Raw genomic sequence first — 26,433 nt, 5'->3', positions numbered from 1 at the left:
ACGTATCGAGGTGCGTGACACCTTGGGCGAGCACGATGTGGATGGAGTGATTTATGGCCGGCATGCGCGTACATGAGTTGGCGAAAGAGTTCGACATATCCAGCAAGGATATGCTTGCTAAGCTGCGCGAATTGAAGATATCAGCGAAGTCTCACGCCAGCGTGCTGAGCGACGAGGATGTGGGCAAGGTGCGCTCCAACATGGAGCCTGAGCTTCTCCAGCGCGCCGGCGAGTTGGACGCGAAGGCGAAGAAAGCGCTCGAGAAGGAGCAAGCCGAGGCCGAGAAGCAAAAGGCCGAGGAAGAGGCGGCGCGTCGTGCGGCGGTGGAAGCCGAGCGTGCAGCGCGCGAGGCGGCGCGTGCAGCGCGCGAGATCGAGCCAACAGCCGAGCCTGAGGCGGCGGCATCCGAGCAGCCCAAGGTTCGCAAGATAGAGACGCGTTCAGCCGCTTTCGAGAACCTTGCGAGCCAGATCGAATCCGAAAAAGAACGGGTGGCTCGCGAACGCGAGGAAGCGCGCGCCCGCGAGCGCGCCGAGAAGGCGCGCCGCGATGTGGCCAAGAAGCAGGCGGTGGAAGAGGCGCTGCGCAACCGCGGCAAGAAATCCGCCCCCAAGCACGAGCAGCCCAAAGAGCCTGCACGCGCAGCAGCCCCCGCTCCGAGCACGACGAACGCGTTCAGCTCGCTTCTGTCCCAGATCGAGTCAGAGGCGCAGCGCATCCAGACGCAAAAGCAGGCTGCAGCGCCTGCGAAGGCGGATACGGGCAAGCGCGGCGGTGGTGCTGGCAAGGGCAAGCGCGGCAAGGGCAAGGCCCAATACGTGCCCGAGCTTGAGGGTGCGGACGCGCCACAGGAAGACCGCTATGCGCAAATGGCCGTGCAAGCCGAAAAGCTCCAACGCGACAAGGTGCTGGCCGAGGCGCGCGCGGCGGTGGAAGCAGCGAACACCCACGAGGGCGAAGGGCGCCGCAAGAAGCGCAAGGAGAAGCGCGAGGCCGAGGCTCGTGCACGCGCTGCCGAAGAGGCCATCGAGCGCGGTATCGACCCCGATCTGGTGTTGGATGATTCAGTGGTCGAGGTTCCGCAAGGCGCTACGGTGGGCAAGCTGGCAGAGCTGCTGAACGTGCAGCCCAACGACATCATCAAGCGCTTGTTCATGCTGGGCCAGGTGCTTACCGTCACCCAGTCCATGAGCGAGGATCTGATCGACATCGTGGCAGACGATATGGATCGCAAGGTGCGCGTCGTCTCGCCCGAAGAAGAGTTCGCGGTCGTCTACAACGACACCGCAGAGGACCTCAAGCCCCGGCCACCCGTGGTTACCGTCATGGGCCACGTTGACCACGGCAAGACCTCGCTTCTGGATGCCATTCGCGACACCGGCGTGGTCGCCAGCGAAGCGGGCGGCATCACGCAGCATATCGGTGCGTCGGTGGTGGATATCAACGGTCGTCAGATCACCTTCATCGATACGCCGGGCCACGAGGCATTCACAGCCATGCGTGCGCGCGGTGCTCAGGTGACCGATATCATCGTGTTGGTGGTGGCAGCCGATGACGGCGTGATGCCGCAGACCATCGAGGCCATCAACCATGCGAAGGCGGCCGACGTTCCCATCGTGGTGGCGGTCAACAAGATCGACAAGGACGGCGCGAACCCTGACCGAGTACGTCAAGAGCTCACCGAATACGAGGTCATCCCCGAGGAATGGGGCGGCCAGAACATGTTCGTCGAGGTATCGGCGAAGAAGGGCCTGCATATCGACGATCTGTTGGAGACCATCATCTTGCAAGCTGACGTTTTGGAGCTGAAGGCGAATCCTGATGCGCTCGCGTCCGGTTTCGTCATCGAGGCGAACCTGGACAAGGGGCGCGGTCCGGTGGCCACGGTGCTGGTCGAGCGCGGTACGCTGCATCCGGGGGATGCCGTGGTGGCCGGTACGTCGTATGGCCATGTGCGTGCGTTGGTTGACCCGCATGGCGCGCATGTGGACGCCGCTCTGCCGGCTGACCCGGTGGAGATACTGGGCTTGAACAGCGTGCCGGTGGCAGGTGATGAGTTCCGCGTATTCGAGGACGAACGCGATGCGCGCAAGCTGGCCGAAGAGCGCGCGCTGCGCGAGCGCTTGGCCGAGCAGCAGCATACCTCGCACATGAGCCTGGATGACCTGTTCAGCCGCATCGAAGAGGGCAAGCAGACCGACTTGAATCTGATCGTCAAGGCCGACGTGCAGGGCTCCATCGAGGCGCTGCGCGATGCCTTCGACAAGATGGATCAGTCGGAGGTGCGCATCAATATCGTGCATTCGGCGGTTGGCGGCATCACTGAGACCGACGTCACGCTGGCAGCGGCATCCGATGCCATCATCATCGGCTTCAATGTGCGCCCCACGGGCAAAAGCCGCAGCCAAGCCGAGAAGGAGAAGGTGGATATCCGCCTGTATCGCGTCATCTACCAGGCCATCGAGGATATCAATCAGGCGCGCGTGGGCTTGCTTTCTCCCGATATCGTGGAAGAGGACACCGGTATCGCTGAGGTGCGCGAGACCTTCAAGGTGCCCAAGATCGGCACGGTCGCTGGCTGCTACGTCATTGAAGGCGAGATCAACCGCGACGATAAGGTGCGCGTGGTGCGCGATGGCACGGTCATCTACGAAGGCGAGATCGAGAGCCTGCGCCGCTTCAAGGACGATGTGAAGAACGTTGCGCACGGCTTCGAGTGCGGCATCGGCATTGCCGGGTATCAGGATATCAAGGTGGGTGACACCATCGAGGGGTACACCGTAAAAGAGGTCGAGCGCACCGAATAGTATCGGTGCGGGCCCACCAGAGGCGAAACTGAACGAATTGAGGCAGGATGAAAGAAGGAAACCGCAAAGTAGACGAGCAAGCGCGCGAGGTCATCTCGAACATCCTGCTGTTCGATGTATCCGATCCGCGTCTGCGCATGGTTACCATCACCGGCGTGAACGTGAGCTTCGATCGGGCCTATGCCGATGTGCACTACACGGCCGAGCCTGAGCGCTACGCTGCGGTAGAGGCGGCGTTCTCGGCGGCACGCGGCCACATCAGATCGCTCATGGCCAAGCAGTTGCACTGGAAACAGGCGCCCGAGCTGCGCTTCCATCTGGATGAAACGGTGGATGCGGCGGAAAAGCTGGGCGCGTATTTGAGCGAAGAGCGTGCGCGTCAGGAGGCGCTTCAGCAGGGTACCGACGAGGATCGGGGCTGATAGACGATGGCGGTGACCCCGCAGACCAACACCACGTTGGAAGAGATCGCCGAGACGCTTCTGAAGAGCGACGATATCTGCATATGCGGGCATGTGAGCCCTGATGGGGACTGCATCGGCTCGCAGCTTGCCTTGCGGGCGGCACTCGTGCAGCTTGGCAAGCGCGCCACAGTGCTCCTGGCAAGCGATGATCCGATCGATGCGGGGCTGAGATCGCTGCCTGGGGCCGATCAGCTGGTGCCTGCAAAGGATCTCGCGGCTCCTTGTGCAGTGTTCGTGCAGGTAGATGCGCCCGATGTCAGGCGCATTGGCGAGGATGCGGCGAAGGTGCGCGCAGCGGCATCCAAGACGATCACCATCGACCACCACGCGGTGCCCGAGCGCCAAAGCGATCTGAGCTATACCGACCCTGATGCGGCTGCGACGGCTTTGCTCATCTGGCGATTGGCGGCCCATCTCGGCGTCGATCGCGATTATGCGATAGCCACTTGCGCCTATGCGGGGCTCATGACCGATACGGGACGTTTCCAGCACAGCAACACCGATGCGGCCGTGTTTCGGGCTGCCTGCGAGATGGTTGATGCTGGCGCTGATCCGGCTGCGCTCGCAGCAGCGTTCTTCCAACAGCGCACGTTGGCATCCATCCAGCTTGAGGCGCGCTGCATCGAGCATATGGAGTTGCTCTGCGACGGACAAGCAGCGCTCAGCTACATCACCTTTGAGGATATGGCATCGCTGGGAGCGGTGAAATCTGATTGCGAGCAATTGGTTGATGTGTTGCGCTCCATCAAGGGCGTGCGCGTGGCAGCCATGCTGCGCGACGAGGGCACTCAGGTGCGCGGTAGCTTTCGCGCGAAGGATACCACCGACGTTGCGACGCTCGCGCGTCGTTTTGGGGGCGGTGGCCATCGCGCTGCTGCGGGATTCACGTTGCACGAGCCGCTCGAGCGTGCGCTTCGCCAGGTGCGCAAGGTGGTGTGCGCCGCCGTGTCCGATGAGGCGCTGCGTTGAAGCGCGGCAGTTCGGGGCTGAGCCTGGTCGTGGCGGTGGATAAGCCCGAAGGAATGACCTCACATGACGTGGTCGGAGCGTGTCGGCGCATCTTCGGCGAGCGACGCGTCGGGCACGCGGGCACGCTCGATCCTCTTGCCACGGGGGTATTGCTCGTACTGGTGGGATCCGCCACGCGCCTCAATGGGTATCTGAGCGGGCAGCGCAAGGCGTATGTGGCACGCATCTCGTTCGGATGCGCTACCGATACCGATGACGCCGCCGGTCAGGTCATTCGCAGCGCCACTGTTCCCGATGAGGTTGCCGATGAAGGGTTCGCCCGTTCGGTCCTTGCGCGTTTCAGCGGTCCTCAGAAGCAGTTGCCGCCGGTGTATTCGGCTTTGAAGCGCGCTGGACGCAAGGCCTGCGATGAAGCGCGCCGAGGCAACATCATCGAACTGGAGCCGCGCGACATCGTTGTTCACGATGCGCGCATGGTGGGTATCGGCACCGATGAGCAGGGTACGTTTTGGGATGTGTTCTTCGTGGTCTCGAAAGGCACCTACATCCGCTCGCTCGCGCGCGATATCGGACGAGCGAGCGGCACAGAGGCACATTTGGGCGCGTTGCGTCGGAGCGCTTCGGGATCGGTGGGTCTTGACGAGTGCGTGACGCTCGATACGCTCTCCGAGGTGGGCGTGCGGGCGGCGCTCGATCCGGTGCGCGCGTTGGGATACACGATATGCTTTTGCGGGGATGACGAGATCGTCAAGGTGCGCAATGGCATGAAGCTGACCTTGCGCCGTGCGTTTCATGCCTACGATCGAAGCTTTTGCGAGAGCTGCGCCTGCACCTCAGGTGTGCGCGAGACGAGCGCGCCTGCGGAAGGCGAGATGGTCAGCATCGTTTCGGGCGATAGGCTCTATGCTCTGTACCGTGTTGACGCGGTACGGCGCGCGCTCGTGCCTGAGGTGGTCTTTCAGAATGGGGTGAGCCGTGGACGCGGGCTGTGAAGATATGACGTGCGTGCGAAGGCCGGTTTGCGTGATCGGTGTTTTCGATGGCGTCCATCGCGGGCATCGATTCATCATCGACCAAGCAAGATCGGATGCTCGTGCGCGTGGCGTGCCGGTGGAGATCGTTACCTTCAGCATCGATCCCGATGAACTCTTCGCAGCCGGTCGACTGCGCAAGATCATGTCGAACGAGCAGCGTTTGGAAGTGCTTGAGGACAGCGGTGTTGATGCGGTGCGCGTGCTGCCGTTCACCGAGGCGTTCGCCGCGCTGCCGCCCGAGGCGTTCCTGCGCGATGTGCTTGAGCGGGAGATGCCCACCTCTATCCATGTGGGAAGCGATTTTCGTTTTGGCGCTCAAGCAGCAGGGACGGTGGCCGATCTTGCCGCGTGGGCCTCAGAGCATGGAGCGGTGCTTTTCGCCCATGATCTCATGGAGCAGGCTGGCGCGCCAGTAACGTCCACGCGCATTCGCGCTTTGCTCGGGCAGGGTCGCATCGAGGATGCTGAGGCGCTGCTCGGACATCCCTATACTGTCGAAGGCACGGTGGTACATGGGAGAGAGGCGGGTCGTGCCATGGGCATTCGCACAGCGAACCTGTTCCTTCCCGAACGTTTGCAGGTGCTCGCCGATGGTGTGTATGCAGCGGTGGCGCTGATAGAGGACAAGCGCTATAAAGCTGCCGTTTCGGTGGGACTGCCGCCCACGTTCGTTGACGAGGCAGAGGCGAACATGGAGGCGCACGTGCTTGATTTCGAGGGCGATCTCTATGGGAAGCGCATCACGCTCGCGTTCGTGCATCGCTTGCGCGATATGCAGCGTTTTGACGATACCGATTCTCTGATCGCCGCCATCAACGGCGATATCGCTTGGGTGCGCGAGCATCTCTGAGGGCGAGCGTATGCCGTTTGCCATGCGCGTCGCTGGGCGTATGAAGAAATATCTGATCGGATAGGCGGATTCTTCTCGGTATTGAGGCGTCGAAACGGATAGAATGAGATGGTTGTCGCCTTATCGCCGAAACCTGTGTGACCGGGGATAAGACGGCAACAGGCGATAGTGTGAAGTGTTGAGGAGGAATACGTGACAACAGCAATAGCCTGGTTGGCACCAGTATGCGCCTTGGTGGGCATTTTGGTGGCAGCCTATCTGGGAAGCTGGGTGCTCAAGCAGGAGCCCGGCTCGGACAAGATGAACGGCATCTCCATCAAGATCCAACAAGGCGCGAAGGCGTTCTTGATGAGCGAGTACAAGCTGCTGATCATCTTCATGGTGGTCGTGGCTCTGGTGATGGCGTTCGCGCTGTCATGGGTCACAGCGCTCGCGTTCATTACCGGCGGCGTGCTCTCGGCTGCGGCAGGATATGTGGGCATGCATGTGGCCACGCGCGCGAACACGCGCACCGCGTATGCGGCTGAGACCTCAGTGGCCAAAGCGCTCACGGTGAGCTTCCGCTCGGGCCTCACGATGGGTCTGTGCGTTGCATCGTTCGCATTGATGGGACTGTCCTTGTGGTTGATCCTGCTGGTGTTCAACGGCATCAACATGTTCGATCTGGAGTTGGCCTATCAGTTCACCATGGATATCGCGCACGAGCACATCGGCATGGTGGAGGGCTTCGCTACGGGCGCCTCTGCGGTAGCGCTGTTCGCGCGCGTGGGCGGCGGCATCTACACCAAAGCTGCCGATGTTGGCGCTGATCTGGTGGGCAAGGTAGAGGCAGGCATTCCCGAGGACGATCCGCGCAACCCCGCCACCATCGCCGACAACGTGGGAGACAACGTGGGCGATGTGGCCGGCATGGGCGCAGACCTCTTCGAGAGCTACACCGGCTCCATCCTGGCACCGACCATCCTGGCGGTCACGTTCGGTGCGCTCGGCGGTTATTTCATCGGGGGCGACCTCATCTGGGCCATCGTGGTTCCGGTGGTCATCGCGGCGTGTGGCATCATCACCTCCATCATCGGGCTGTTCGCGGTTCGCACGAAAGAAGGGGCAGATCTGCACAAGGCTTTGAATCGCGGCACGTATCTGGCTGCGGTCATCGAAGTGGTCGTGATCTTGTGCATCTTCCTTATCTGGAACAGCCAGGCAGCTGCCGCGCAACCGGTATGGCTGTTCGGTTCGGTTATCTGCGGTCTGGTAGCGGGTTTGGCTATCGGCAAGATCACCGAATACTTCTGCTCTGACCATTACAAGCCGGTGCACAAGCTGGCTGAAGCCGCCGAGACGGGTCCGGCTACCGTCATCATCGAGGGTCTGTCCACCGGCATGCTGTCCACCATCGCACCGATCGTGCTGGTGGCGCTTGCCATTATCGGCGCATTCCTGTGCGGTAACATGGCTTTCCCGGAGGCAGCTGCGGGCAACGCTATCGCAGTGGGTCTCTACGGCGTGGGCCTTGCGGCTACCGGCATGCTGTCCAACACCGCCATCACCATTGGCGTGGACGCATATGGCCCGGTGGCTGACAATGCGGGCGGCATCGCTGAGATGGCGGGCCTGCCCGAAGAGGTGCGCGATCGCACCGATGCCCTTGATGCGGTGGGCAACACCACGGCAGCTATCGCGAAGGGCTTTGCCATCTCGAGCGCTGGCCTGTCGGCCATTTCGCTGTTTGTGTCCTACCAGGCAACCATGCACAACTATCTGCCCGAGTTCGAGCTGACGCTGACCGACCCGCTGATCGTGGCTGGCATCTTCATCGGCGCCATGATGCCGTTCATGTTCGCGGCGCTCACCATGGGCGCGGTGTCGCGTGCGGCGCATGCTATGGTGGAGGAAGTTCGCCGCCAGTTCCGCGAGATTCCCGGCATCATGGAATACAAAGCGGAGCCCGAATACGATAAGTGCGTTGGTATCTCCACCACGTCGGCTCTGCACGAGATGATGATGCCGGGCATCATCGCTATCGTGGTGCCCATCATCATCGGCTGCATCGATCCGGCCATGTTGGGCGGGTTCCTTGCTGGTGCGGTAGCTACGGGCATGCTGATGGCTATCTTCATGTCGAACTCCGGCGGTGCTTGGGATAACGCGAAGAAATACATCGAGCAGGGTCATTTCGGCGGCAAGGGCTCTGAGGCTCACAAGGCTGCCGTGGTGGGCGACACGGTGGGTGACCCTTTCAAGGATACCTCCGGCCCATCCATGAACATCCTGATCAATCTGATGACGATCGTGGCTCTGACGTTCAGTCCGCTGTTCATCACCATCCAGGTGCTGTTCTAGTCGTTCGGTTTGAAGAGCGTCGTCATCTATACCGACGGGAGCGCGCGCCGTAACCCCGGCAACGGCGGTTACGGCGCGCTCCTGCGCTATACGGCAGCCGATGGCACGATGCATGAGATGCGGCTCTCCCAGGGCTTTCGGCTGACCACGAACAATCGCATGGAGCTTTTGGGAGTCATCGTTGCGCTCGAGGCGCTCAAGGAGCCCTGCGAGGTGGTCGTGCATACCGATTCGCAGTATGTCTGCAACGCGTTCACGCAAGGGTGGATCGATAAATGGCAGCAGCGCGGCTGGAAGAAGACGAAGAGCGAGCCGGTGAAGAACGTCGATCTATGGAAGCGCTTGCTGTTGGCGCTAGGTCAGCATCGGGTGAGCTTTGAATGGGTACGCGGGCATGCGGGCGTTGAGCTCAACGAGGAATGCGACCGATTGGCGACCGAGGCGGCCGATTCTGACGAGCTTGCCGTGGATGTGGGCTACGAAGGGCTCGATCAGGCGGTCATGGATCTGTAGCGCTCGCGGGCGTCGTCAGCGAGCGTCGTAGTAATCGCGCTGGATGCGGTCGTGGCTTTCGGGGAAGAGACGCGCGTAGATGTTCATGAAGTAGTTGTCGGTCATCGAAGCGATGTAGTCCACCACGATCCGGTTGGGCTCTTGCGCGAGATATCCCTCTTCGGTCAGCGAATGCGAGGTTTTCAGAAGCGACTTCACATGATGGCGGAACAGGGGGCTGTCGCGTCGGTCGTGAACCAGGTCATCAAGGAGCCGCTCGTAGAGCTGCTCGAACATCGTCTCCACCACGTTGAAGGGCTTGTCGAGGATGCCCTCCTGCGTGTAGATCACCTGGTAGTTCTGGCGCTTCGCCCGTTTCAGGTCGTTGAAGACCGCTTCGCCCATCTGGATGCAGTCGGTGCCGTAACTGTTATTCACGATATCAACGGTGACGTTGTTGATGATGCGCGCGTTGTCGCGTCCGATGATGTCCGAATCGAAGCAATCGAGCGAGTCGATGACGCCCATCTCCATGGCATCTTGGCGGTCTTTGCCCAGATACGCGATCATGTCGCTCACGCGCACCACGCAGCCTTCCAGCGTAGAGGGGCGTAGCGTGCCAATCACCTGTTCGTCTGAGTTGCAGGCCTCCACCATGGCATCGAGCTCTTTGAAGGTGGAGGTGGTCCCGCGCTTGAGCACCTGCGCTGCGAACTCGCCGTTGTGAGTGATGACCCCGTCAAGCGTTTGAAGGGAGAGGTTGCGGGGGTAGAGCTGGTCGAGCACGCGCACGGAATGCACGTTGTGGTGGAAGTACTGACCGGTGCGCTTGTGGTAGCTTTCCGAGAGATAGCGCTCGCCAGCGTGTCCGAAAGGGGTATGCCCGATATCGTGCCCCAGTGCGATGGCCTCGATGAGGTGCGCGTTGAGACCGAGCAGCGCGCCGATGCCCTGGGCCACCCGATTCACCAGCTGCACATGCAGCATACGGCGCGAGATATCGTCATTCTCCACGAGGCTGAACACCTGCGTCTTGCCGGAGTAGCGATTGTATGCCGGCAGATTCACGATCTTTTCCACATCGCGCATGAACGCTGGACGCGTTAGCGTTGCCGCGTCGTGCTCCTTGGTGTCGCGCCGCACGACGTCTTCATCGGAGAAACGATGGGGATGCGTGCGCCCGCATCGTCTATCCTCTCTGATGGATGCCTCGATATCGGGATCGAGTTGGAGGTACGGTAGTTCTTGTTCGCTGCCAGCCATCGGTCTCACTTTCCGCATGCACCAGTTTTCAGAGATAATAGCATTCAACAGATGTGCGCGGGTATCGCGCCCATGATTCCGCCATACGCCGAAGGGATGCGCTTGCTCAGTGATGACGACATACAGAAGGTGCGCGAGGCTACCGATATCGTAGCTTTGTTCGGCGAACGCGTGCTCCTGCGCCAACGCGGGCGCGATTTCTGGTGCTGTTGTCCGTTCCATAACGAGCGCACGCCCTCGTGCAAGGTGGACCCGACCACGCAGCTGTGGCATTGTTTCGGATGCGGCGAGGGGGGCGATGTCTTCAGCTATGTGATGAAGTCCGAGGATATGTCGTTTGCCGAGGCAGTTCATTATCTGGCCGATCGCGCTCATATCGATATTGCGGAAAGCGGTGGGGCAGGGGTCCCACAAAGCAAAAAGCAGCGTCTGCGCGAGGTGTGCGCGGCAGCTGCTGACTTCTTTCATCATCAGCTGATGCGGGGCAAATCGCCCGGTGCCGGTGCGGCGCGCGCGTATCTGGCGGGGCGCGGCTTCGGGGGAGCGGTGCCTAAGGAATGGATGTTGGGATTTGCGCCCGGGTCGGGCACGTTGATCGCCCATCTTACGAGGTTGGGGTTCAGTGCGGATGAGATGGTGGAGGCGAATGTGGCCGTGCGCGACCGTACCGGGCGCGTGCGTGACCGGTTCTTCGACCGTGTGATGTTCCCCATTCGCGATGGTGCTGGGTCCTGCATCGCCTTCGGGGGGCGCGTGATAGGAGAGGGAAACCCCAAGTACCTCAATTCGCAGGAGACGCCCATCTTCCGTAAATCGCAGGTGCTCTACGGGCTTGAGAAGGCGAAGGGCCCGATGGCGGCAAGCGGCGTTGCGGTGGTGGTGGAAGGCTATACGGATGTGATCGCCCTGCATGAGGCGGGAGTACGCAACGCGGTCGCTACGCTGGGAACGGCGCTCACCATGCAGCACATTCGCATACTCTCGCGCCATGCCAGTCGTCGCATCGTGTATCTATTCGACGGCGATGAGGCAGGTCAGCGCGCTGCCGATCGGGCATTGCAGTTCATCGATTACGCCATGACGCCCGAGGCGGGCAAGACCAAGATGGAAATCTGCGCGGTTACGCTGCCAGGTGGGCTTGACCCGGCGGAATTCGTGGCGCAGGAGGGTGGCTCAGCGGCGCTGACCGAGCTGTTGGTGCAGGCAAAACCACTGCTCGTCTACGGCATCGAGCGTCGCATCGCTGCGCACGATATCGCTACCGCCGAAGGGCGCAGTGCGGCACTGGTGGATGCGCTCTCGGTGCTCGCGCCCATCAAAGATTCCATCTTGGCGAAGGATTATGCCGCCCAGATCGCGGGGATGGTGCATGTGCGGGAAGAGGATGCTCTCAGCCGTCTGGCTGCGCTCAAGCCTGCGAGCGCGCCCGCAGCACCGCAGGCATCCGAAGCTGCTGCGCATGCGACGCCGCTGGTGCGGACCCTTCCTGAATCCGAGGTCAACCGCCTGCGCTTCGAGCGCGAGTTCTTGAGCATAGCCGCACAGCACCCGCTCTTGGCCATCACCGTTGCTGATACCATGGCCAAAACGCGCTGGCACGATCATGAGCATGGCGTCATCGCCGATGCGCTTCTGGCCGCGTTGATGGAAGACCCTGCCATGAGCGCGGCCGATCTGGTGTCGAAGGCGGGTGGCGTCAGTCGGCATGCGGCTTCCATTCTGACCGCGGCGTCCTCTCATGCCGAGCGCTCGCCTGAGGACACGCTGACGTATCTGGCGCGCGAACTTGCGATCGGAGATGCAGAAGATGCAGTGTCCGAGCTGAAAGCGCGCATGGCGGCAGGTGATGCTGCCCAAAGCGATGATGCTTTCGGTGAGCTTGTGGAGATGCAGCGCAGATTAACCGAGTTGCGCCGTGCACGACGGCCCTTGTGAATACCATGTGCACCAAAGAGACGATAGGAGCATCCATGGGTTTGAAGATCGTTCAAGCGCCCGATCCGGGGCTGCGCGAGGTGTGCGAGCCGTGCACGCCTGGCGATAAGGAACTGTTGAAGCTGGCGCGGCAAATGGCCAAGATGATGTATGAGAACAACGGGTGCGGCATTGCCGCGCCGCAAGTGGGAAGAAACATTCGCCTCGTGGTGATAGATGTTGATTGGGATGGCGAGGACAAGAGCACGCGCAACCCCATCTTTCTAGTGAATCCCGAGATCAAAGAGCTCAAGGGCGATCCAGTGACCGATATGGAGGCGTGTCTGTCGTGCCCGGGCATCAGCGTGCCGATAAGCCGTCAGCCATGGGCGCGCGTGGGCTACTTCGATCTGGATGGCGAAGAGTGGGAGATCGAAGGGGATGAGCTGCTCGGCCGCTGCCTCCAGCATGAGCTGGATCATCTGAATGGCAGGACGCTGTTTGAAGCGTGCGAGCCGAACGTGCGCATCAAGGCCATTCAGGCCTACGAGCGTGCGCGGGAGCTAGGTGCGCAGCCAGGGCAATCCATGATCGAAGTGGAAGCATAGATGCGCATCGTCTTCATGGGCACACCGATGCTTGCCGCCACCATTCTTGAAGAGCTCGCGCAGGCCCATCACGTGGTTTGCGTGTATACGCGTCCCGATGCGGTGCGCAAACGCGGGCGCGATCTGGTGCCCTCTCCGGTAAAAGAGCGCGCCGAGAAGCTGGGCATTGAGGTGCGCACGCCTCGGACGCTGCGCGATGCGGATGCGCAGCGCGCCTTGGCGGAGTTGCGCCCCGATGTGATCTGCGTTGCGGCTTATGGCGCCATTCTGCCAAAAGAGGTGCTGGATATCCCACCTGAGGGCTGTCTTAACGTGCATGCGTCGCTGTTGCCGCGCTGGCGCGGTGCCGCACCCATTCAGCGCGCGATCCTTGCAGGAGATGAGGAAGCGGGCGTTTGCATCATGCGCATGGAAGAAGGGCTCGATACCGGCGCGTACTGCGTTTCGCGTCGCATTCCCATTTGCGGCATGAATGCTGATGCGCTGACGGCGGAGCTGGCCGATCTGGGCGCCCGTGCGCTCTTGACAGCGCTCGAGCAGGTACAGGCCGGAAGCGTGGCCTGGGTTGAGCAGGATGAATCGCTCGTCACGTATGCGGATAAGATCGAAAAGGCCGAGCTTGCGCTCGATCCCCATGTTGACGCGGTGAAGAACGCACGGCGCGTGCTAGCCTCCGATGATGCGCATCCGGCGCGTTGCACGATAGAGAGAAAGGGCGTGCGCGTGATGGCTGCTGTTCCAGCCAAGGACATGGTTGCGGTTGCGCCGGGTGAAGTGCTCTTCGATCGGAAAGCGCTCTTTTTGGGATGCGCCGGGGGAGCGCTCGAGGTTGTCGAGTTGCGCCCTGATGGGAAGCGACGCATGGCAGCGCGCGATTTCGCAGCAGGTAACGCCGAGGTGCGCGCGGGGCACGCGCGCTGGGACGCATGACGAAGGCGAGCGCTGCCCGGAGGGCGGCGTATGAAGCGCTGATGCTCGTGCGAACGCGTGCGGCGTTCGTGCGCGATGTTCTGCCGCGCGTGCTGGCACGCTACCACCTCAGCGAGAGCGATCGTGCCTTCGCGACGCGTCTGGCCATCGGATGCGTCCAGACGCAAGGAACGCTTGATGAGATGCTCGATCGCGCGATGCGCACCCCGCGCGATGCGAAACCTCGCGTGCGGGATGCCTTGCGGGTGAGCACCTACGAGATGCTCTTCTTGGACAAGGACCACTATGCGGCCGTCGATCAGGGTGTTGAGCTCGCAGGCTGGGTAGCGCCGAAGGCGCGCGGGCTTGCCAACGCGGTGCTGCGCAAGGTCGCGCGTCTTGCTGAGGATTTTCCGTTCGGCGATCCGCGGTCGGATATCGCAGCGGCAGCGCGGGCGCATGGGTTTCCCGTTTGGCTCGCGCAGCGTCTGGAGATGTGGCGTGGGCCAGCGCAGGCGCGTCGATTCATGGAGGTCAGCAACGAGCAACCTCCGGTGTTCGCCTCCATCAATGCGCTGCGTGCAGCTGAGAGGGACGTGGTCGTGGCGCTTGAGGCCGCTGGCATTGGCTTTGCGCGCCTTGAGGGGATAGTCCTGCCTCGAGCGGGGTCGGAAGACGCCGAAGAAGACCGTCGGGTCTTGGTCTCGCATCCGTTCGGCGAGCGCGGCGCAGACTTCGTTTCCACAGATGGTGACGGCTTTGTCCCGACGCCTGGATGCATCAGATTAGAGGATGCGGCCGCGGTCGCACACCCTGCGTTCACCGAACTGATCGCATCGGGCGCGGTGATCGTGGCAGATGCGGCAGCGCAGGCCGTCGCCGCTCTTGCGGCCGATCATGCGCAGACCTCCCTGTTAGATGCGTGCGCGGGGCGTGGCACAAAGGCGTTGCTCATCCAAAGCGATGCGATGCGCAGGTGTGGCCGTCAAGTGGAGCACCTCTGCACGCTCGATGCGGTCGCATCCAAGCAGGCACCGCTCGAAGACCACGCACGAGCATGCGGTGCGCATATCAGTGCCGTGCTTATAGGAGACGCGACCGACCTTTCCGCCTCGTTGGGCGATGAGCTATTCGACACGGTGCTCGTTGATGCGCCCTGTACCGGGCTCGGCACGCTACGTCGCCATCCTGAGATCCGCTGGCGCATCACACCGGACGAACTCGAAGCGGCAGCCGAGCTGGACAGCCGTTTGCTCGAAAGCGCTGCCGCTCAGGTGGCGCCAGGTGGAACGCTTGTCTATGCCACCTGCACCATCGCACCCGCTGAGAATGTCTGCGCGATCGAGCAGTTCCTCGCCTCAAGATGCGGCGCTTCTTATCAGTTGCAACCGATTGCCGGTGCGTCCCTCTTCGCGCCGCCGTTGACCTCTGGCGGATGCGACGCGCATTTTTGCGCCGTAATGACGAAACGGGTCTGAGCAAGAGAGCGCCTGTTGTTCTACAATCAGACGTTCCAGCGACTGAGGAGCAGATGATCATGGAACCGAACATCAAAGAGGTCGCGAATCGCATACGGGCGCTTCGTGAGGATATGGGCTACACCGTTGAAGAGATGGCCGCAGCAACCGGGCGGAGCGCAGAGGAATACGCTGCGCAGGAATCCGGCACGCAGGATCTCTCGTTCACGTTCTTATATAAATGCGCAGACAAGCTGGGCGTGGATGTGATCGAGCTTCTGACCGGCGAAAACCCGCACTTGACCGGCTATTCGCTCATGCCAGAACGCGAGGGGCTGGTCATCAAGCGTCGCGCGGGCTTCGAATACCTGCACAAGGCGCCGCATTTTCGCCATAAGCTGGCCGAGCCGTTCCTGGTGACCGCGCCCTATCTTGCCGATGCACAAGATGAGCCCATTCACCTGTCGTACCACGAAGGGCAAGAGATCGATTTCGTTATCTCGGGGCACCTTCGCTTCGCGTATGAGGATCACATCGAAGAGGTTGGTCCGGGCGATCTGCTCATGTACGATTCGGGCCGCGGTCATGGCATGATCGCCATCGAAGGCGAGCCGTGCACCTTCCTGGCCGTCGTCTTGAAACCGCAGGATCACTGCATTAGGTAGGTGCGCGTTCCGCAGCGAGCGTTGCACCTAAAACCTGAGTTGCCGGTTGATTCTGAGTTGATGGAGGTTTTTGAGATGAGGAACATACATCTACGGTATGTGAATGAGGAATACGACGAGAATGGGCTTCTGACGAAGTTCGAGTTACATAACGAGCCGCAGTACAACTTCGCCTACGACGTGGTGGATGATATCGCGATGCACGATGCCAATCGTCGCGCCATGGTGTGGTGCAACCCGGAAGGCGAAGAGCATGTCTTCACGTTCGCAGATATGAAGCGGTGGTCGGACAAGACCGCGAATTTCCTGGCCGATCAAGGCATCGGGCGCGGTGACAAGGTGCTCGTCGTGCTCAGACGCCATTACCAGTTCTGGTTCGTGGCGCTGGCGCTGGCGAAGCTGGGTGCCGTCATGGTGCCTGCTACGTTCATGCTCAAAGAGCACGATATGACCTATCGCTTGAATGGGGCGGGCATCAAGGCTGTTATCGCTACGAGCGCTGGCGAGGTAGCTGATGTTGTCGATGCGGTCGTCAAGGAATGCCCGAGCGTGGAGAAGCTGATCTTGGTGAACCCGGCGGGCGCTGGGCTGACCGAGCGCGATGAGCATGGCGCGCTCCTTGACGGTGGGCGCGGTTTCGGGTCTGCGCTGTCGGGTGAGGCGGGCATCTGCGCGTTGCCAGCCGAGCGTGCTGGTTGGATTGATTTCAACACCGAGGTGCGCGCCGCATCAGAGGTCTTCGAGCGCCGCGAAACGCTGGCCGATGAACCTATGCTGCTGTACTTCTCGTCGGGCACCTCGGGCAATCCCAAGATGGTCCTCCATAACAGCCTCTATTCGCTCGGGCATCTGATCACCGCCAAGCATTGGCACAACGTGCGCCCCGATGGGTTGCATTTCACCATTGCCGATACCGGATGGGGCAAAGCGGTGTGGGGCAAGTTCTACGGACAGTGGCTCATGGAGGCCGCGGTGCTCACGTATGATTTCGACCGCTTTCATGCCAGCGAGATACTCGACCTGATCGGCCGCTATGGGGTGACCACGTTCTGCGCGCCCCCGACGATGTATCGCATGATGATGCAGGAGGACTTGGGCGCCTATGACCTGTCAAGTCTTGAATATTCCACCACGGCTGGCGAAGCGCTCAACCCCGATCTGTTCGATTTTTGGAAGGAGAACACAGGACTGACCATCTTCGAGGGATTCGGCCAGACGGAGACGCCACTGACGATCGGGAACCTGACGAATTCCACTCCGCGTCCCGGCTCGATGGGCAAGCCAGTGCCGCTGTATACCGTAGCCATTTTGCGCGAGGACGGCACCGCGTGCGCGACCGGCGAGACCGGCGAGGTGTGCATCCATATCGATCCGCATCCGGCCGGCATCATGATGGAATACTACCGCGACCCTGAAAAGACAGCGGCCACCATGCATGATGGGTGGTATCACACCGGAGATACCGCTTGGGAAGATGAGGATGGCTATTACTGGTATGTGGGCCGCAACGACGATGTGATCAAGTCGAGCGGATATCGCATCGGGCCGTTCGAGATCGAGAGCGTGATGCTGGAGCACCCGGCGGTGCGCGAGGTGGCGGTGACGGGGGTGCCCGATGAGCTGCGCGGCATGGCGGTGAAGGCTACCGTGGTGCTCGCGGATGGGTTCGCAGGCTCCGACGAGTTGACGCGCGAGTTGCAGGCGTGGGTGAAGGATCAAACGGCACCCTACAAGTATCCGCGCATCGTGGAATATGTTGACGAGCTTCCTCGCACCGTCAACGGCAAGATACGACGCGTTGCCATTCGGGAGGCCGATAAACAGCAAGTGGTCCCGGAGGGGTTGGTATAATCGGGACAGAAGCAAGCCAGCATGAGCGGGCCGCAGCAAGGATGCGCGGCTCGCTTTCATTAAGATGAGAGGTTCATCTATGCAAGGAAGAGTTGTCATAGACGAGGGCTTCTGCAAGGGGTGCGGCATCTGCGTAGGGGTGTGCCCGCAGTCTATTCTGAAGCTCGATATGGATACGATCACGCCAAAGGGGTACCATCCGGCAACATGCATTGACGAGGATGCATGCACGGGCTGCGCGACCTGCGCCCTGATGTGCCCTGATGTGGCCATTACGGTGTACCGGGAGGTGCGCGCATGAGCGAGAAAGTATTGATGAAGGGCAACGAAGCGCTGGCGGAAGCTGCCATGCTCGCGGGCTGCCGCTTCTTCTTCGGATACCCCATCACGCCGCAGACCGAGCTGGCGGCGTACATGAGCAAGCATATGCCGAAGCGCGAGGGCGTCTATCTGCAAGCCGAGAGCGAAGTGGCGGCCATCAACATGGTCTACGGCGCTGCTGCGTGCGGCAAGCGCACGATGACCTCGTCTTCAAGCCCGGGCATCTCGCTCAAGACCGAGGGCATCTCGTATCTGGCGGGCGCCGATCTGCCCGCTGTCATCATCAACGTGCAACGCGGTGGTCCGGGCTTGGGCAGCATCCAGCCTTCGCAGAGCGATTACTGGCAGGCCACGCGCGCCATGGGGCACGGTGACTTCTTCTTGCCGGTGTATGCGCCTTCGACCGTGCAAGAGATGGCCGATCTGGCCTATGCGGCGTTTGACGTGGCCGATACGTATCGCACGCCGGTGGTCATCTTGGCTGACGGCATGCTGGGTCAGATGATGGAGCCGGTGGTGATGCCTGCCGAGCGCGCGTTGGACGACCTGCCCGCAAAGTCGTGGGCGACCGACGGTACGCATGGCAAGCGTCCGCATAATGTGGTGAACTCGCTGTTCTTGGATGCCGACGCGCTCAATGCGAAGAACAGAGAGCGCTTCGAGCGCTATGCGCAGATCGAGCGCAACGAGGTGCGCGTGGAGGAATACCTCGTTGACGATGCGGATATCGTCGTGGTGGCGTTCGGTGCGGCGGCGCGCATCGCCCGCAGCGCGATAAACGATGCGCGGGCCAAGGGCATCAAGGTGGGCCTCATTCGCCCCATCACCTTGTGGCCTTATCCCAAGGAAGCCATCGCTGCATGCAACGCGCAGGCGTTCTTGGTGGTGGAGATGAACATGGGCCAGATGGTCGAGGATGTGCAGCTGGCGGTGAACGGTGCGGCGCCGGTGGAGTTCTTCGGGCGCGCTGGCGGGGTCATTCCGCGTCCCGATGAGGTGCTTGCCCAGATAGAGGCGCTGAACGAGAGGTTGGGGGACTAGCATGGCGGAGATGGAATGCGTGTTCGAGCGACCGAAGTCGCTGCTGCCCGTAGTGACGAACTACTGCCCTGGTTGCACCCATGGCATCGTGGAGCGCTTGGTGGCAGAGTGCATCGACGAGTTCGACCGGGAGGGTGAGACCGTGGGCGTGGTGCCCGTGGGTTGCTCGGTCATGGCCTATGATTTCTTTGGTTGCGATATGATAGAGGCGGCGCATGGTCGCGCACCGGCGGTGGCCACTGCGGTGAAGCGCGTCTTCCCGGACTATCTGGTATTCGCCTACCAGGGCGATGGGGACTTGGCCTCCATCGGCATGGCCGAAACCATCCATGCGGCCACGCGCGGTGAGAACATCACGGTCATCTTCATCAACAACGCCATCTACGGCATGACCGGCGGCCAGATGGCGCCGACCAGCCTGCCGCATCAGGTGACGCAGACCTCGCCGTACGGGCGCAACCCTGCGTATGCGGGCTATCCCATCCGCGTGTGCGAGCTTCTGAGCTCGCTTGATGGCGTGGCCTACCTCGAGCGCGTGACGGTGGATTCACCGAAGAACGTGCGCAAGGCGAAGAAGGCCATCAAGCGCGGCTTCCAGAATCAGGTGGATAAGGTGGGCTATTCGCTGATCGAGGTGGTGAGCACGTGTCCGACCAACTGGGGCATGACGCCCGAGGAGTCGTTCGCGTGGATGCGCGAGAACATGCTGCCCTATTATCCGCTGGGCGTGTACAAGGATGTGCAGGCTGACGGATTCGCGAATGTGGCCGAGGCAGCTGCGGCGCGAGCGGCGGCGTGCCCGATGGTGTCTGGCTACGCAGAGGAGGCATAGCGCATGCAGAAGGAGATACAGGCGGTGCTCGCTGGCTTTGGCGGTCAGGGCACGCTTTTCGCGGGCAAGGTGATCGCGTATGCGGGGCTTCTGGAGGACCGGGAGGTGTCGTGGTTTCCCTCGTATGGTCCAGAGATGCGCGGCGGCACGGCGAACTGTTCGGTGACCGTGTCAGATGAGCCGATCGGCAGTCCACTGGTGACCGATCCCACGGCAGTGATCGCCATGAACCAACCCTCGTATGACCGCTTCGTCATGGAGGCGCGTCCGGGAGCGGTCATCGTCTACGACAGCGACCTGATCGCGCCGACCGATGGGCGCGCAGACCTTGAGAAGGTGGGCATCCCCGCATCGAAGATCGCCCAAGATGCCGAATTGGGCAAACTGGCCAATATCGTGCTTTTGGGGAAGCTGTGGGATAAGACCGGCTTTTGCGAGCGCGCTACGCTCGACGAGGCCATTCGCAAATGCGTGCCGCCCACGAAGCCGCACCTGGTAGAGAGCAATAAACAAGCGCTAGAGATGGGAATGAGCGCATGAGCGATGGTATGACAGGTACGATGGCAGATACCGATCTGAAAGAGCTTGCCGAGCGCATCAGGGGCTTGCGGGAGGCGTGCGATGTATCGGTCGAGGACATGGCGAGCGACCTGGGCGTGCCGGTGGAGACCTACGAGCAGTGGGAGACGGTAGCCGATGATGTTCCCATTTCGGCGATCTATCACATGGCGCATCGCTTCGGTGTGGATATGAGCGAGGTGCTGACTGGTACGTCCGCCAAGCTTGATACGTATCATGTGGTGCGGCGTGGCGAGGGCAAGGTGGTCGACCGCCACCCGGGGTACCACTTCGAGGATATGGCTTGGCGCTATCGCAACAAGATGATGCAGCCGCTGGTGGTGATCCTTGAGCCGGGCGATGAGACGGTAGAGCTGATCAGCCATAAGGGTCAGGAGTTCAACTTCGTCATCGAGGGGTCGGTGGCGATCACCGTGGGCGATAAGGAGTTCGTGCTCAACCAATGGGACAGCATCTACTTCAACCCGGAGATACCGCACGGACAGCGCTGTCATGGCGATGCGACCGCGAAATTCATAACGATCATAGCTGAATAGGGATAAGAGCGAACAACGATGGACCATATTCTGAAGAAGTACCTTCCTCGCATCGAATTCGACTCGTACGAGGATTTTCGCGATAACTTCCGAATCGACGTGCCCGAGGCGTTCAACTTCGGATTTGACGTGGTGGACGAGTGGGCGCGCGTGGAGCCGGGAAAACGCGCGATGCTCTGGATCGACGATGCGGGCGAAGAGCGCACGTTCACCTTCACAGACATTGCGAAGCTCTCGAATCAGACAGCGAACGCGCTGCGGCGTTTGGGCATCGGCAAGGGGGATGTGGTCATGTGCATCCTGCGCCGCCGCTGGGAGTACTGGGTGGTGGCGGTGGCGCTGGCGAAGCTGGGTGCGACCATCATCCCGGCATCGCTGCAGCTCACTAAGAAGGACATCGTGTATCGCGCCAACAGCGCCGATGTGAAGGCAATGGTGTGCGTAGCTGACGAGTACGTTCTCGGCCAGGTGGAAGAAGCGCTACCCGATGCGCCCTCCATCAAGGATACGATCATCGTGGCGGGCGAGCGCGATGGATGGCTGCCGTTTGACGAGCTGATCGCGGGCGAATCCGATGAATTCGCGCGACCGACCGGTGAGGATGGTGTGAAGAGCGACGATATCATGCTCATCTATTTCACGAGCGGCACTACGGGCAACCCTAAAGCGGTCATGCACAATTTCGCGCATCCGCTCGGGCACATCATCACCGCGAAGTATTGGCAGCAGGTCCGCGAGGACAAGCTGCACATGAGCGTGACCGATTCGGGTTGGGCCAAGTTCGGCTGGGGCAAGATATACGGCCAGTGGCTCGCAGGTGCCAGCATCTTCACCTACGACATGGACAAGTTCGTACCCGCGAAGCTGTTGCAGGTGATGCAGGATCATGCGCTGACCACGTTCTGCGCACCGCCCACGATGTACCGGTTCATGCTGCAAGAGGATGTAGCGGCCTATGACCTGTCGAGCATCGAGAACTTCGCCACAGCGGGCGAGCCGTTGAACGCTGAGGTGACGCTGGCGTGGGAGCGTCTAACGGGCAAGAAGATCCGCGAGGGCTTCGGGCAGACCGAAGGTCCGGTGCTTTTGGCCACGTTCCCGTGGATCGAGCCGCGTCCGGGCAGCATGGGCAAGCCATCGCCGCTCCTGAACGTGAAACTGCTGGATGATGAGGGTGCTGAGGTGCCTGAAGGCGAAGAGGGTGCTATCTGCGTGACAGGTTTGCGCGAGGCGTACCCGCCGGGCTTGTTCGTGGGCTATTACGGCAACGACGAGGCTACGGAGGAAGCTGTCGGCGGCGACCATTACAACCTGCACGATATGGCGTGGCGCGACTCTGACGGCTACTGCTTCTTCGTGGGGCGCAATGATGACGTGATCAAGTGCTCAGGCTATCGCATCGGGCCCTTCGAGGTGGAAAGCGCGCTGGTGGAGCACCCGGCGGTGGTGGAGTGCGCGGTCACGGCGGCGCCCGATCCCATCCGCGGCAAGGTGGTGAAGGCCACCATCGTGCTGGCGAAAGGATATGAGCCCTCTGATGAGTTGGTGCGCGAGCTGCAGGAGCACGTGAAGCGCACCACGGCACCCTACAAGTATCCGCGTATCGTCGAGTTCACAGATGAGCTGCCCAAGACCATCGGCGGCAAGATCAAGCGTAAGCTGATACGTACCAACGACGGGGTCGTTGACTAGCGCATGTGGTGTGAGGTTCTTTCCGAATCAAGACAGGGGCCCCGCTGAGCGCCGATGCAGTGGCCCAGATCAAGGAGCGTGAGCCATGCTGCCGTATTTCAAGAAGTACTCGATCATCGCATGCATCATTGGCGTGTTGCCCTCGGTGGTGGTATCGACCGTCTATCCGATGGTAACGGGTTCTATCATGGCGTCCACGCTCGGTGGCCTGGCGGTTTTGCTCGCGCTTTTCATGGTGTCCATGGTGTTGGGTTTCAACATCATGGAGCGGGTGGCCGAGACGCGCACGAACGGTCTTTTGGCGCTCTATAACGACGCGTGCGACCCTGAGGCGCTGATCGCTCAGGGCAAGGAGGTGGCCGAAGCGGTGTCCTTTCCGTGTCGTGCGGCGGGCGCGTGGTATATGGCTTACTATGCGCAAGCGCTGCTCGAGGAGGGCAAGGTAGACCAAGCGCGCCTCATCGAGCAGGGGCTGCGCCAAAGCATTCAGGCAGTGAAAAAACCACAGCAGAAAGCGGGAATTTTGGTGAACCTCATTCCGCTCGCGGATAAGCTGGACGGCACCGAAGAGGCGTTGGCGCTCGTTGGACAGGGGTTGGCGTTGGTATCTGGAGATGCGGGGCCGGTTGCGGTTGAGCTGAGGGCATTCCTGGAAAGCCAGGAGAAGATCATGCGGGTGCGCGAAAGCGGTCATGCTGAGGATGCGGCTCGGCTCGATGAGGCGATTCGCGCGAGCGATGCGTATCCGATGCGCATTCGCGTGGAGGCGGCCTGGGCTGAGGCGCGTGCTTATTATCAGCTGGGTGATGCGGCTGCTGAGCGTCGTTCGCTTGCGTTTGTGGTGGATCATGGAAACAGGCTCGCGCTGGTGGCGAAGGCGCAGCAGCGGCTTGCGAGCGTGTAGCGTTTGTCTGTGGAATTCTTGGCGGCGAAGGGCAGTTCTTGTATCGCACCGATAGTTCGCTGCCTTCGTGCAGGTCGTACGGGTAACACGTGCGCAACCGATGGGTGCTGCTGCTCTTCGAGACTGAAACCTTTTCTATACTCGTGCCATTGTATGCGAGACGCACAAGGAGGCCTCTTATGAACATCAAGGAATCCCAAACGTGGCAGAACATGGAAGCGGCGCTCAATCAAGAAGCGTTGGCCTATGTTGAGTACACTTATTACGGTCAACAGGCTGCCAAGGATGGCTACACGCAGATTAGTGAGATATTCAATGAGACAGCCGCGAACGAGTTGCACCATGGCAAACTGCTGTTCAAGCGTCTGCATGATGGCGGCGTGCCGCCTACGCTTGAAAATCTGAAAGCCGCCTTTGCGTCTGAACTGGAAGAGTGGGATGGCAATTATCCAGCATATGCCAAGGTAGCGCGCGACGAGGGTTTTGATGAGGTGGCCGATCTTTTCGAGGGGCTTGCAGCTATCGAGAAGAGCCATGGCGAGCGCTTCCAGGTATTGATGGATCGCATCAATAACGGTGCGGTGTTCAGGCGCAAAGAGGTACAGGTATGGTATTGCACCGTATGCGGGCATCTGCACATCGGCACTGAGGCACCCGAGGTGTGTCCGGTATGCGCGCACCCGCAAGGGCACTTCGAGATTCGTGCGACGAATTACTAAGCCCTGCTTCTCTTGGATTCAACGCCAGCTAGAACGGTGAGGCGTCGTATAGTTGTGCCAGGTTCTTCATGTTGCATGCACATCTTATGATGCCGCATGAGAGTATGTATCGCAAGGTTTTGCTTGAGCGCGAGACAACGAAAGCGGAGGTAGAAGATGGTCATCGTAGACGCGCCGTATGCATCTGACATGCTGCTTGAGTGGTTGGAGGAATCGCAGCATCCCGTGTTGGCGAACGATTTTGCGCGAAGCCTGGAGGGGCGTGCGTTGAATCTGGTGGATGATGCGGAGGCGCGAGCGCTGGTCGATGGCGGCCAACGTGTGTACACGAACTCCGAGAATGCGCTGGCATGGCTTACCGATAACACGCAGGCTGAGGGGCTGAAACGCGGCATCGAGCTGTTCAAGGACAAGCTGGAAATGCGGCGCATGTTGGCGGCGCTTGATGAAGACGTGTTCTTCCGTGAGCTGAGCGCCGACGATCTGGCAGCAGTGGATTTCGATGAGCTGCCTGAGCGAGTGGTGTTGAAGCCTACGGTGGGCTTTTGCAGCATGGGGGTCTATGTGATCGGTAGCCGCGCCGAGTGGGATGCAGCACTGGCCGACATCGCGCAGGATGCCACGCGATGGCAGCGGATGTATCCGGACAGCGTGGTGGATGCGCAGCGTTTCATCATAGAAGGTTATATCGAGGGGCAGGAATACGCAATCGATGCGTTCTTCGACGCGGAGGGGCACGCGCAGGTGCTGAACGTGTTGAAACACGATTTTGCGGGGCCAGAAGATACGAGCGATCGTCTGTACACGTGCGGGCCTGCCATCTATCATGCGATGGCACCGGTGTTTCAGGCGTGGCTTGACCAGGTGAACGAGATCATCGGGGTGCGTGATTTCCCGGTGCATGTGGAGGTGCGCGTAGATGGGGATCACGTAAGTCCTATCGAGTTCAATCCGCTTCGCTTCGCGGGGCTTGGTGGTACGGATGTATCGCAGTATGCGTTCGGCTTCAAGACATATCAGGCGTATCTTGAAGATGATCTGCCGGATGCGCATGCGTATGAGGGGGATGGGACGGATGCGGTGTACACCATGTCGCTGTTGAACCCGCCTGTGGGCACCGACGGTACGGAAAAGTTCGACTATGACGGGTTCGCAGCACGCTTCAGCGATGTACGCGGGTTCCATCGTTTCGATGTGAACAAGATCGGCAGCTATGGATTCTTGTTCGTGCGCGCTGATTCGCCCGAGAGCCCTGAACTTGATTTTTTGCTGCATGATGATTTGCGCGGGTTCATCTCTGAGCCGAGCGATGCGCCGAGTTCGCCTGCTGTGCCTGCTGAGCGGTCAGGGCAGGCGGAAATGCCCGCAGAAATCCCAGAGGAAGCGCTCTTCGCGGCGGTACAGCACGATCCGAGCGCTATTCGTCTTTCGCTTTAGTCGAATAGCGCAATTTGCATTCTTGCGTATCCCATGAATGGGACTCACGCGAGACTTCAATGGCGTATCGTCAGCCATGAAGCCATATCTGGCTATTGAAAGACTTTTATTCGATACGTCTTAAGAGATGCTTGCACCAAGATCAAACGCGGCTTGAAGTCCTGGATTGCCTTCGATCGCGCCCTTCTCGTATACGTTGTTCACCAGTACCTCACCGAGGTTCTCCAATTTGCAGTAGTCAGCACAGACGCGATAACTGGCAACCGTAGGCTCAGCGCGTGCCATATCACTATCTTCAAAACACAGCAAAAGTGCAGTTTGCTTGATGGTGAACGGCTTGCCGATCTGGCAGAACATGCGGTCTTGAAATGCGCGCAGCTGCGCCGGGAAGTTGTAGAAGTACAGAGGGGTGGCCCATACCAGCACGTCGTATTCGCGTAGCAGTGGGTAGAACTGCTGCATGTCATCTTGCTGTACGCATCGGCCGTCGTGTTTGAAACAGTATTCACATGCCATGCAGCCGGCGATGTGAGCACATCCGACGTCGATACATTCAACTTGGTTGCCCGCCTGTGCGGCGCCTTTGATGAATTCATCCGCGAGCATGCTGGAATTCCCATTCGTGCGTGGGCTGCAATGAACAACAAGGATCTTCTTGCTCATGGCGTACTCCTATCCTGTTTCAGGCATTTCAACAAGTGTAACGCTTGTCAGCGTAGCGGTGGAGTATGCGAGCTTGATTTGAGGTC

At 60.6% G+C, this 26,433-nt stretch carries 24 protein-coding genes; 22 read left to right on the top strand and 2 right to left on the bottom strand.

Annotated elements, in window-relative coordinates:
* Nucleotides 1-53 precede the first annotated feature (53 nt).
* The 7 genes from infB to rnhA all read left to right on the top strand — a co-directional run bounded on the left by infB (nucleotide 54) and on the right by rnhA (nucleotide 8,977).
* Nucleotides 54-2,807 (top strand): translation initiation factor IF-2, encoded by a 2,754-nt coding sequence (gene infB / locus NFR19_RS02935; RefSeq protein ID WP_251212289.1) that lies wholly within the window; start codon nucleotides 54-56, stop codon nucleotides 2,805-2,807.
* 47 nt (nucleotides 2,808-2,854) lie between these two features.
* Nucleotides 2,855-3,229, top strand: a complete 375-nt coding sequence (gene rbfA, locus NFR19_RS02930; RefSeq protein ID WP_251212288.1) for a 30S ribosome-binding factor RbfA — start codon at nucleotides 2,855-2,857, stop codon at nucleotides 3,227-3,229.
* Between the two features lie 6 nt (nucleotides 3,230-3,235).
* Nucleotides 3,236-4,240, top strand: a complete 1,005-nt coding sequence (locus NFR19_RS02925) for a DHH family phosphoesterase (RefSeq protein WP_251212287.1) — start codon at nucleotides 3,236-3,238, stop codon at nucleotides 4,238-4,240.
* A complete protein-coding gene (truB, locus tag NFR19_RS02920) occupies nucleotides 4,237-5,232 on the top strand; it encodes a tRNA pseudouridine(55) synthase TruB (protein ID WP_251212286.1) in 996 nt (331 codons plus the stop codon). The genes NFR19_RS02925 and truB overlap by 4 nt, the downstream gene beginning before the upstream one ends.
* Nucleotides 5,233-5,236: 4 nt before the next feature.
* Nucleotides 5,237-6,124, top strand: coding sequence for a riboflavin biosynthesis protein RibF (gene ribF, locus NFR19_RS02915; RefSeq protein WP_285813440.1), 888 nt, complete (start codon nucleotides 5,237-5,239; stop codon nucleotides 6,122-6,124).
* Between the two features lie 192 nt (nucleotides 6,125-6,316).
* Nucleotides 6,317-8,464 (top strand): sodium-translocating pyrophosphatase, encoded by a 2,148-nt coding sequence (locus NFR19_RS02910; protein ID WP_251212284.1) that lies wholly within the window; start codon nucleotides 6,317-6,319, stop codon nucleotides 8,462-8,464.
* A gap of 9 nt (nucleotides 8,465-8,473) precedes the next feature.
* Complete coding sequence (gene rnhA / locus NFR19_RS02905; protein ID WP_251212283.1) at nucleotides 8,474-8,977, top strand: ribonuclease HI; 504 nt, start codon at nucleotides 8,474-8,476, stop codon at nucleotides 8,975-8,977.
* A 15-nt stretch (nucleotides 8,978-8,992) separates the two neighbouring features.
* Here rnhA and NFR19_RS02900 read toward each other — a convergent pair whose 3' ends face one another.
* The gene (locus tag NFR19_RS02900) at nucleotides 8,993-10,219 is read right to left on the bottom strand and encodes a deoxyguanosinetriphosphate triphosphohydrolase family protein (protein ID WP_251212282.1); all 1,227 of its coding nucleotides are present in this window, start codon (nucleotides 10,217-10,219) and stop codon (nucleotides 8,993-8,995) included.
* 96 nt (nucleotides 10,220-10,315) lie between these two features.
* Here NFR19_RS02900 and dnaG point away from each other — a divergent pair, with 96 nt between their 5' ends.
* From dnaG to NFR19_RS02825, 15 genes are all read left to right on the top strand, one after another.
* Nucleotides 10,316-12,154: a DNA primase gene (gene dnaG, locus NFR19_RS02895; RefSeq protein ID WP_251212345.1), complete on the top strand. Its 1,839-nt coding sequence runs from the start codon at nucleotides 10,316-10,318 to the stop codon at nucleotides 12,152-12,154.
* Between the two features lie 35 nt (nucleotides 12,155-12,189).
* A complete protein-coding gene (gene def, locus NFR19_RS02890) occupies nucleotides 12,190-12,741 on the top strand; it encodes a peptide deformylase (protein WP_251212281.1) in 552 nt (183 codons plus the stop codon).
* The gene (fmt, locus tag NFR19_RS02885) at nucleotides 12,742-13,671 is read left to right on the top strand and encodes a methionyl-tRNA formyltransferase (RefSeq protein ID WP_251212280.1); all 930 of its coding nucleotides are present in this window, start codon (nucleotides 12,742-12,744) and stop codon (nucleotides 13,669-13,671) included.
* Nucleotides 13,668-15,128, top strand: a complete 1,461-nt coding sequence (locus NFR19_RS02880; protein WP_285813437.1) for a transcription antitermination factor NusB — start codon at nucleotides 13,668-13,670, stop codon at nucleotides 15,126-15,128. The genes fmt and NFR19_RS02880 overlap by 4 nt, the downstream gene beginning before the upstream one ends.
* A 59-nt stretch (nucleotides 15,129-15,187) precedes the next feature.
* Complete coding sequence (locus tag NFR19_RS02875) at nucleotides 15,188-15,772, top strand: helix-turn-helix domain-containing protein (protein WP_251212278.1); 585 nt, start codon at nucleotides 15,188-15,190, stop codon at nucleotides 15,770-15,772.
* A 75-nt stretch (nucleotides 15,773-15,847) separates the two neighbouring features.
* On the top strand, nucleotides 15,848-17,623 hold the full coding sequence (locus NFR19_RS02870; protein WP_251212277.1) for an AMP-binding protein: 1,776 nt from the start codon (nucleotides 15,848-15,850) through the stop codon (nucleotides 17,621-17,623).
* Between the two features lie 79 nt (nucleotides 17,624-17,702).
* A complete protein-coding gene (locus tag NFR19_RS02865) occupies nucleotides 17,703-17,924 on the top strand; it encodes a ferredoxin family protein (protein ID WP_251212276.1) in 222 nt (73 codons plus the stop codon).
* Nucleotides 17,921-18,985, top strand: a complete 1,065-nt coding sequence (vorB, locus tag NFR19_RS02860; RefSeq protein WP_251212275.1) for a 3-methyl-2-oxobutanoate dehydrogenase subunit VorB — start codon at nucleotides 17,921-17,923, stop codon at nucleotides 18,983-18,985. Before NFR19_RS02865 ends, vorB begins: the two co-directional genes overlap by 4 nt.
* Nucleotide 18,986: 1 nt before the next feature.
* Nucleotides 18,987-19,817: a thiamine pyrophosphate-dependent enzyme gene (locus tag NFR19_RS02855; protein WP_251212274.1), complete on the top strand. Its 831-nt coding sequence runs from the start codon at nucleotides 18,987-18,989 to the stop codon at nucleotides 19,815-19,817.
* Nucleotides 19,818-19,820: 3 nt separating this feature from the next.
* Nucleotides 19,821-20,357, top strand: coding sequence for a 2-oxoacid:ferredoxin oxidoreductase subunit gamma family protein (locus NFR19_RS02850; RefSeq protein ID WP_251212273.1), 537 nt, complete (start codon nucleotides 19,821-19,823; stop codon nucleotides 20,355-20,357).
* Nucleotides 20,354-20,932: a helix-turn-helix domain-containing protein gene (locus NFR19_RS02845; protein ID WP_251212272.1), complete on the top strand. Its 579-nt coding sequence runs from the start codon at nucleotides 20,354-20,356 to the stop codon at nucleotides 20,930-20,932. Before NFR19_RS02850 ends, NFR19_RS02845 begins: the two co-directional genes overlap by 4 nt.
* An 18-nt stretch (nucleotides 20,933-20,950) precedes the next feature.
* Complete coding sequence (locus NFR19_RS02840; protein WP_251212271.1) at nucleotides 20,951-22,624, top strand: AMP-binding protein; 1,674 nt, start codon at nucleotides 20,951-20,953, stop codon at nucleotides 22,622-22,624.
* 85 nt (nucleotides 22,625-22,709) lie between these two features.
* Nucleotides 22,710-23,528 carry a hypothetical protein gene (locus NFR19_RS02835; RefSeq protein ID WP_251212270.1) on the top strand — a complete coding sequence of 273 codons (819 nt, stop codon included), beginning with the start codon at nucleotides 22,710-22,712 and terminating at the stop codon, nucleotides 23,526-23,528.
* A gap of 179 nt (nucleotides 23,529-23,707) precedes the next feature.
* Nucleotides 23,708-24,247 carry a rubrerythrin family protein gene (locus NFR19_RS02830; RefSeq protein WP_251212269.1) on the top strand — a complete coding sequence of 180 codons (540 nt, stop codon included), beginning with the start codon at nucleotides 23,708-23,710 and terminating at the stop codon, nucleotides 24,245-24,247.
* Nucleotides 24,248-24,403: 156 nt separating this feature from the next.
* Nucleotides 24,404-25,684, top strand: a complete 1,281-nt coding sequence (locus NFR19_RS02825; protein WP_251212268.1) for an ATP-grasp domain-containing protein — start codon at nucleotides 24,404-24,406, stop codon at nucleotides 25,682-25,684.
* Nucleotides 25,685-25,804: 120 nt separating this feature from the next.
* Here the strand turns inward: NFR19_RS02825 and NFR19_RS02820 are convergent, their stop codons facing one another.
* Nucleotides 25,805-26,347, bottom strand: a complete 543-nt coding sequence (locus NFR19_RS02820; protein ID WP_251212267.1) for a flavodoxin family protein — start codon at nucleotides 26,345-26,347, stop codon at nucleotides 25,805-25,807.
* Nucleotides 26,348-26,433 lie beyond the last annotated feature (86 nt).

This window comes from Adlercreutzia murintestinalis (assembly GCF_943192905.1).
Classification (GTDB): Bacteria; Actinomycetota; Coriobacteriia; order Coriobacteriales; family Eggerthellaceae; genus Adlercreutzia_A; species Adlercreutzia_A murintestinalis.
Note: the sequence above shows the minus strand (reverse complement) of the source record. Positions and strands in the feature narration are given on the sequence as shown.